This window comes from Chryseobacterium gossypii (assembly GCF_041361455.1).
GTDB lineage: Bacteria > Bacteroidota > Bacteroidia > Flavobacteriales > Weeksellaceae > Chryseobacterium > Chryseobacterium gossypii.
In genome coordinates this window covers 71,191-77,415 of the sequence record NZ_JBGCUR010000016.1, presented here as the reverse complement: position 1 = coordinate 77,415, position 6,225 = coordinate 71,191, and the positions used below count along the sequence as shown (strand labels likewise).

At 41.3% G+C, this 6,225-nt stretch carries 9 protein-coding genes; all 9 read right to left on the bottom strand.

Going from position 1 to position 6,225, the window contains the following annotated elements:
* Nucleotides 1–101 precede the first annotated feature (101 nt).
* Nucleotides 102–485, bottom strand: coding sequence for a VOC family protein (locus ABMQ40_RS10415; RefSeq protein ID WP_370899286.1), 384 nt, complete (start codon nucleotides 483–485; stop codon nucleotides 102–104).
* A gap of 20 nt (nucleotides 486–505) precedes the next feature.
* Nucleotides 506–934, bottom strand: a complete 429-nt coding sequence (locus tag ABMQ40_RS10410; protein ID WP_370899284.1) for an SRPBCC family protein — start codon at nucleotides 932–934, stop codon at nucleotides 506–508.
* Nucleotides 935–958: 24 nt separating this feature from the next.
* Entirely contained in the window at nucleotides 959–2,572 is a 1,614-nt protein-coding gene (locus tag ABMQ40_RS10405) for a Na+/H+ antiporter (protein ID WP_370899282.1), read from the bottom strand.
* A 67-nt stretch (nucleotides 2,573–2,639) separates the two neighbouring features.
* Nucleotides 2,640–3,644 (bottom strand): bestrophin family protein, encoded by a 1,005-nt coding sequence (locus tag ABMQ40_RS10400; protein ID WP_370899280.1) that lies wholly within the window; start codon nucleotides 3,642–3,644, stop codon nucleotides 2,640–2,642.
* A gap of 17 nt (nucleotides 3,645–3,661) precedes the next feature.
* Nucleotides 3,662–4,339 carry a DUF2490 domain-containing protein gene (locus ABMQ40_RS10395; RefSeq protein WP_370899278.1) on the bottom strand — a complete coding sequence of 226 codons (678 nt, stop codon included), beginning with the start codon at nucleotides 4,337–4,339 and terminating at the stop codon, nucleotides 3,662–3,664.
* A gap of 42 nt (nucleotides 4,340–4,381) precedes the next feature.
* Complete coding sequence (locus ABMQ40_RS10390) at nucleotides 4,382–4,807, bottom strand: nuclear transport factor 2-like protein (protein WP_370899276.1); 426 nt, start codon at nucleotides 4,805–4,807, stop codon at nucleotides 4,382–4,384.
* Nucleotides 4,807–5,154: a DoxX family protein gene (locus tag ABMQ40_RS10385; protein WP_370899274.1), complete on the bottom strand. Its 348-nt coding sequence runs from the start codon at nucleotides 5,152–5,154 to the stop codon at nucleotides 4,807–4,809. Before ABMQ40_RS10385 ends, ABMQ40_RS10390 begins: the two co-directional genes overlap by 1 nt.
* A gap of 17 nt (nucleotides 5,155–5,171) precedes the next feature.
* Entirely contained in the window at nucleotides 5,172–5,573 is a 402-nt protein-coding gene (locus ABMQ40_RS10380; RefSeq protein WP_370899272.1) for a DUF1398 domain-containing protein, read from the bottom strand.
* A 38-nt stretch (nucleotides 5,574–5,611) separates the two neighbouring features.
* Nucleotides 5,612–6,133: a class I SAM-dependent methyltransferase gene (locus ABMQ40_RS10375; RefSeq protein ID WP_370899270.1), complete on the bottom strand. Its 522-nt coding sequence runs from the start codon at nucleotides 6,131–6,133 to the stop codon at nucleotides 5,612–5,614.
* Nucleotides 6,134–6,225: the final 92 nt, after the last annotated feature.

Genomic DNA, 6,225 nt, shown 5'->3' with positions numbered 1-6,225 from the left:
TTTATCATTCTTACAAGACACCAGAAACAAAACCGCAGCAAAGCCCGCTATTATACTTTTTTTCATTGAACTTCCAATATTTTCCCCAAAAATAGCAAATTTTATTCCGCTTTTCTAATTTCGTCCGCAGATTGACCAAATTGTAATATATAGCCGTTATTGTCATACACGGCAAACTCTCTCATTCCCCAATCAAAAGTTTCAATCTCGTAGCAGATCTTAGCTTTTGTTTTCAGATCTTCCCAGAGGTCATCTACATGGTCTACGTTAAAATAGAATGAACCTGTAAAGCAGATCCCATTAAGATTTTCATGTTCATTAGGCTTTGACAGCATAATCTGAACCTCATCTTTTTTTAGTGAGGCCCATTGCCAACGGTCATTTCTTTCCAAAAGCTCAAAGCCAAGAATCTGCATATAGAAGCCGATGCTATCATCCAGGTTTTCTGTCCATAATACGGGACGGAGAAAGGTATATTTTGTCATCTTTTTTGAAGACTGCCAGATTAATTGCTTTCCAGATAAGGCTTCAGGCTCTGGCCGATAATGCCGTTCCAGCCTTCCGTGAAACTGTCTCTTGAAAAATTTTCCCCGAGGCTGTTAAAATTCTCAATATCATCATGGGTAAGCGTAACAAGGGTTCCGCCGGCATCTTCCCCGAGTTCCCAGGTTACCACTGATTCTTCATTCAAAAATTCAGGATACGACCAGGTATGCTTCAGTTTCCGGTTTGGAATGATTTCCAGGATCTTTCCCCGGTGGTGGAATCTCCTGGCCTCTCCAGGCTCATAGAAATTGAAGGTTTTCCCAACCTCAGGCTCAAAATCAGAGATATCGAAATACCAGGATCTCATTTCATCCTTATCCGTTAAGGCATTCCATACTTTTTCAACGGGGGCGTTCACTTTATACTGAACAATAATCGGAGTGCTCATATGTGTTGTTTTGTTTGTTTCTGTTTATCCGTGTGAGAAACCCGTGATTTTTGCTTCATCGAAATCCAGCTGCATTTCAATGGCTCTCATTACATGGTCATCAAATATTTTTTCGCGTTTCATGCGATGGAGCTCATTTCTCTGAGCCTGAATGATCTGTCTGAGGACATCTTTATTTTCATTGATCGCTGTTACATAGTCTCCCGTGGAAGCCATGCACTGGGCCTTATCAGCCATCAGCATCATTTCATTTTCCAGCTTATGCTTCTGATGGCGTACCAGGCTGTTTCTTTCCGCCAGTTCAGAAAAATCATTTTCCAGTTTCTGCAAAGCTGTTTCCTTTAATTTTCTCATCAGGATCACTTCCTGTTTTTCTTCCGGCAATTCACTTCCGGCATCCTGGATCTTTAACAGCTTCAAGATCGGTGCCAACAGTAATCCCTGCCCTACCAGGGTAATCAAAATAATAACAAAAGTTACAAATAAAATGATGTTACGGTGCGGAAACGCTTCCCCGTTCGGCAAAAATGCAGGGATAGAAAGGGCTGCTGCCAGCGAGACCACCCCTCTCATAGCGGCAAAGCTTATAATGAAAGGTTCCCGCCAGTCCGGCTTCGGAACTTTCATTCTCAGTTCCTTTGAGCAAAGCCTCGGAAAATACATCAGGGCATAGCTGTAAATAATTCTTGTAAAAATGATCGCACCGCCAATCACTACGCTGTAAAAGATTCCTTCTGAAATGGTATAGTCTTTCATGGCTGCAACCACAACCGGCAATTCAAGGCCGATAAGTATGAAGATCAGGGTATTCATCAGGAAAATCAAAACACTCCAGACATTCCCCGACTGGATCCTTGATGTATGGCTCAGGTAGCAATGTGAATTGTACGACATCAGCAGGCCTCCCGCTACTACGGATAATACCCCGGAAAAATGGAAATGTTCTGCCGCAATATACATTATGTACGGAACAATAAGGGTGATAATAGTATCAATATTGGAGTTTGACGGGATAATTTTCAATAGTGCCCCGAAAAGGAAACCTGAACCCACACCGATAGCTATTCCTCCTATAGCCATCGTAAAAAAATCCTTTACGGCCTCCCCGAAAATAAACTGGCCGGAAATTACGGCTGCAAGGGCAAATTTAAAGACAATTAAACTTGAGGCATCGTTGATCAGGCTTTCTCCCTCCAGAATGCTCGTGATCTTCTTAGGGATCTTCATATGCTTTAGAACCGAAGTTGCTGCCACAGCATCCGGCGGGGAGTTTACCCCTCCCAATAAGAATCCCATGGCCACCGTCAGTCCCGGTATAATGGAAGATGACAGATAGGCAACTACTATGGAGGTCAGAAATACTAATCCGAAAGCCATGGAAAATATCTGTTTTCTCCATTTATGGAAATCCTGCCATGAGGTAAACCATGCGGCTTCAAATAAAATCGGCGGCAGGAAAATAAGGAAAACCAGATCCGGCTCAATCTCTATATGCGGCATCCCCGGAATAAGACTGATCAGCAGTCCGGCAATAACCAGAAAAATAGGATAAGCCACTCTAAGTTTTTGCCCGATCATCACCAATATCATGACAGACAACAAAACTGCAATTGATATTATTACATAATTGTGAATCATTATTTCTCTTTTTTTACAGTGGTTATTCAAATAACTGATAATCCTTTTCTTTTTGTGTTTAATTATACTAAAGTACGATATTATTTTTCGCGGCGATCGCAGGCGGAAGCTCCGCCTCATCCAGCATATCCCTCATGTCAATCTCAATTGTACGGCTGATCTGGGTAATCGGCACATCATTCGGGCTTCCTTCAAAAGGATTCACGGATGCCTCTCCCACACTATCCAGCGTATGGAAACACCACGTCACGAGAAGGGAAAATGGGATGTTGAACCACAGCGTCCAGCCTTCCACCATAGTACCATCTCCGAGCTTATCAAATTCTTTCAGTAATCCGAAAGGCACAAAAACAATGAACAGCAGTAAAAGATAAGTGGTGATTGAAGAGAAGTTCCTGGGATAAGGAAAGTTTTTAATTCTTTCCGCTTTGCCCTGGTTATCGGTAAACTTCACCAGCTGTTGGTTGATCTGCGTCCATTGGAAATCATTGATCTCGCCTTTTTCATAGACCTCGGCAAGGGCTTTGCTTTGCGCTGCCATCAGCTGGGTAGCCCTGTTCTTTTTACTCAGGATATATCCGAGATCCGCTGCTGAAAGATAGCGTTTCAGCTCTTCATCCAGCGTTGAGAGCTTTTCGGGAATATCATATTTTCTTGCATATTCATCAAATTGTGCCGTACTCATATTTTCCCATACCCTTGGCTCACGAAGCTGAAAACGCAGGGCCGTAAGCCAGGCGTAATGACGCAGAAACATTTCTTTTACCTTATCTGGATTTTTTCCGGAAAGAGCATCCCTCAGAATATATCCGAAACTCCGGCTATCATTAATAATAGCTCCGTAAATCTGTCTTGCCTCCCAAAGCCTGCTGTAGCTCGCATTGTTTTTGAAGCCCACAATAAAGGCCACGGCCGTTCCCATGATGGCAATAGGCTGCCAGGGAACGGAAAGGAATTTCCAGCCAAGGTAATATAAAACTGTAGGGATTGTCGCTAAAACAATCAGACAATAAATGCTCCTTCTTGTCCAGATGACAAATTCACGGGCACCGAATCTTTTTCCTGAATGCATAAGTGTTTTATTTTAGTCTATTTTTTGGTAAACGGAATGTTATTGTAAAACCCTATCTGGATTTGTCCGCGATTTTTGTTTTCCTGGATCTGGTTCATATATCCGGCTTCGATCCTGAGGTTTTTACTGATCACATATCCCAGAGCGCCATAAACCCTGTTCCTGTCGAATACCGGACTGTCAAAATGCAGAAATATCTCATTATATACTGATGCGTAAAAGGTTTTAGGAAGCATTTCTTTCTCATTGATCGGAATGTTAAGGCCCAGGAAATAGCGGAACCTCATTCTGAAATCATCCTGCAGGAAACGTTCTTCCACCCTGTACCGGTGCTGGAGATTAAAACGACCGAATTTTTGTTTTGTAATGTACTGTTGAAAAATCCTGTGCTCCACATTTTCAGATTTTTCGCCATTGGTATAAGGCCGGCTTAGAATAAAACCGTACCCAAGCAGGACATTGTTATTGTTTTCCGTTAAATCATACCCAATCCCGGTACGGATCAGGAGCTGCTCCAGATCTCCTATGGCATCAAAATTACGGTACTGGATCTCATTATGCCAGTTCCACTTATTGCTGATTTTATTGTTTCCGAAGTACATATACCAGGCTCCCAGATCATTTTTTTGGGCTAACAGCATCCGTGCCGTTCCAAAGGTAAAAATGATCAAAGCCAACGCCTCTACAATCCTCATAAAAGTTGTTTTTTCTTATATTTTTTTAAAATTTATCCTGTGCTAATCAGCCTGTCCAATTTCGAGCTTATCAAATTTGCCTTCATTGTTCAGATGAAATTTAAAATAGGTTTTGAAGTCGCCCCAGCTTTCCGTATGGAACGGTCCGTAAATATCCCTGCCGTTATTCTCCACTTTATCAATAGACATGAATTTCTCATGTCCGCAGGCCTCTTTAACAAACTTTTTAAAGTCTCTGGGATTTCCGTCATCATATAATTTAGCATCAGCTGTAAAAAATGAGGTAAAACTTTCCGCATCACCATTCTGCCACGCTTCGAATGCTCTTTTTACGGTTTCATTCAACTGTGTTGTATCCATGTTATTTTTTATTTGTTGTTCATTTAGGGTCATTTTATGCTCATCCTTCTTCTGGGCGCAGGCCGAGAACATCAAAAGCATCATTAAAAGGTGGAAAAGATTTTTCATCAGAATCTGAATGGATATTTTAAGAAAATGATAATTATATTCAATAAAATAAAGGGCAGTTCTATGAAAGCTCCTTTTATATCACCATGAAAGAGTTCAAGGACTAAAATCAGCAGGATAGTTCCCGCCATCAGAATATTGCCGGGAACAAATGTCTGTGGAATAAGGATCATTGCAGCACTTGCCAGCGTAAGAATGCCCAGCAGCATTATCATTCCGGAGCTCAGCCCCAGCTTTCCCAGCATCTGCAGCATTTCCGGTTTTCCCGAGACCATTGCCCAGCCTTGCTTTATCCCCATATATACTGCAAAAAGTATAAGTATGATGTTTAAAATTTTCGTAATCATCTGTGTTAAATTAATAGTTAGTGATTTATATCCGGGATTTGCTCCGTCAGAACATCATTTCCCGTTTTATCCAGATACGTACAGGTCATTGTATTCAAATTCACATTCCAGCCTTTAATTCCATTACGCGCACAATCTTTGCAGAAGGACCGGTAATCCGTACCTCCCTGCTGGTGAAGCTGCAACCTCAACTTGAAATGTTCCGGATCTGGATTTTCCGCAATGGTCAGTATATCGTACTCCGCTCCCGTGGAAACTGAATGCCCGTGTTGATCAAAATATTCTGTATTTCCGTCAGCAACATTGACCGTATAACGGGAAACTCCCATTTTTTTAATGGCCTGGATGTATTTCGGAAAATCGGTACCGCTCTTTACTTTTCGGTGTTCGGCTTTAATTTTATCGATGGTAAACATCATTTCAGCTGTTTTTATGTCACTAATTTAACTATTTTTTTTCATCCGTTTTTTATAAGAGCGGAATACATCTTATCATGGCTGTAAACGGAATCTCTTTCACCTATTTTCTCTACTTTTTCAAAACCGAGCTCTGTGAACAGCTGCTTCAGCTTTTTAAAGTTGATAGGAAAAGGTACCCACTGATTGGCATTTTGAGTATCGTATTCTACAATAATGAGCTTTCCGTCCGTTTTTAAGCTTTTTTCCAGGCCTGTGATCAGTTTTTTCTTATCAGCTATATAGTGGAGGGAATTGGCCATCAGGATCCCGTCCAGATCCTCAAGGTCCGGAATTTCTTTCTCAAAATCATTCAGGATAAATTCAATATGCACTTTATCATTAATGGTCTGTATATCCTGCTGGTACTGGTCTATTGCGTAGATCATGCTCCCATCACCCAGGAAAGCAGCTAAGGAATTGGTAAAGGCTCCGTCACCACATCCCAGATCTGCCCATTTTTCCATATTTTTCCTGCCGGTAAATGCCGCTTCAATTAATTTTTTTGATTCAGATAATTTCAAAACAGATTCTTTTTGATGAAAGTTATTTAATTTTTTCGAAAATCAAAGGTATATAAAAACAAACTGACGGAAGCTTCCGTCAGTGTCAGTAT

Excerpts from the sequence above, each read along its gene's own strand:
- ABMQ40_RS10390 (WP_370899276.1), bottom strand. The coding sequence starts at position 4,807 with ATGAAAAATCTTTTCCACCTTTTAATGATGCTTTTGATGTTCTCGGCC.
- ABMQ40_RS10405 (WP_370899282.1), bottom strand. The coding sequence starts at position 2,572 with ATGATTCACAATTATGTAATAATATCAATTGCAGTTTTGTTGTCTGTC.
- ABMQ40_RS10380 (WP_370899272.1), bottom strand. The coding sequence starts at position 5,573 with ATGATGTTTACCATCGATAAAATTAAAGCCGAACACCGAAAAGTAAAG.
- ABMQ40_RS10385 (WP_370899274.1), bottom strand. The coding sequence starts at position 5,154 with ATGATTACGAAAATTTTAAACATCATACTTATACTTTTTGCAGTATAT.
- ABMQ40_RS10410 (WP_370899284.1), bottom strand. The coding sequence starts at position 934 with ATGAGCACTCCGATTATTGTTCAGTATAAAGTGAACGCCCCCGTTGAA.
- ABMQ40_RS10415 (WP_370899286.1), bottom strand. The coding sequence starts at position 485 with ATGACAAAATATACCTTTCTCCGTCCCGTATTATGGACAGAAAACCTG.
- ABMQ40_RS10395 (WP_370899278.1), bottom strand. The coding sequence starts at position 4,339 with ATGAGGATTGTAGAGGCGTTGGCTTTGATCATTTTTACCTTTGGAACG.
- ABMQ40_RS10400 (WP_370899280.1), bottom strand. The coding sequence starts at position 3,644 with ATGCATTCAGGAAAAAGATTCGGTGCCCGTGAATTTGTCATCTGGACA.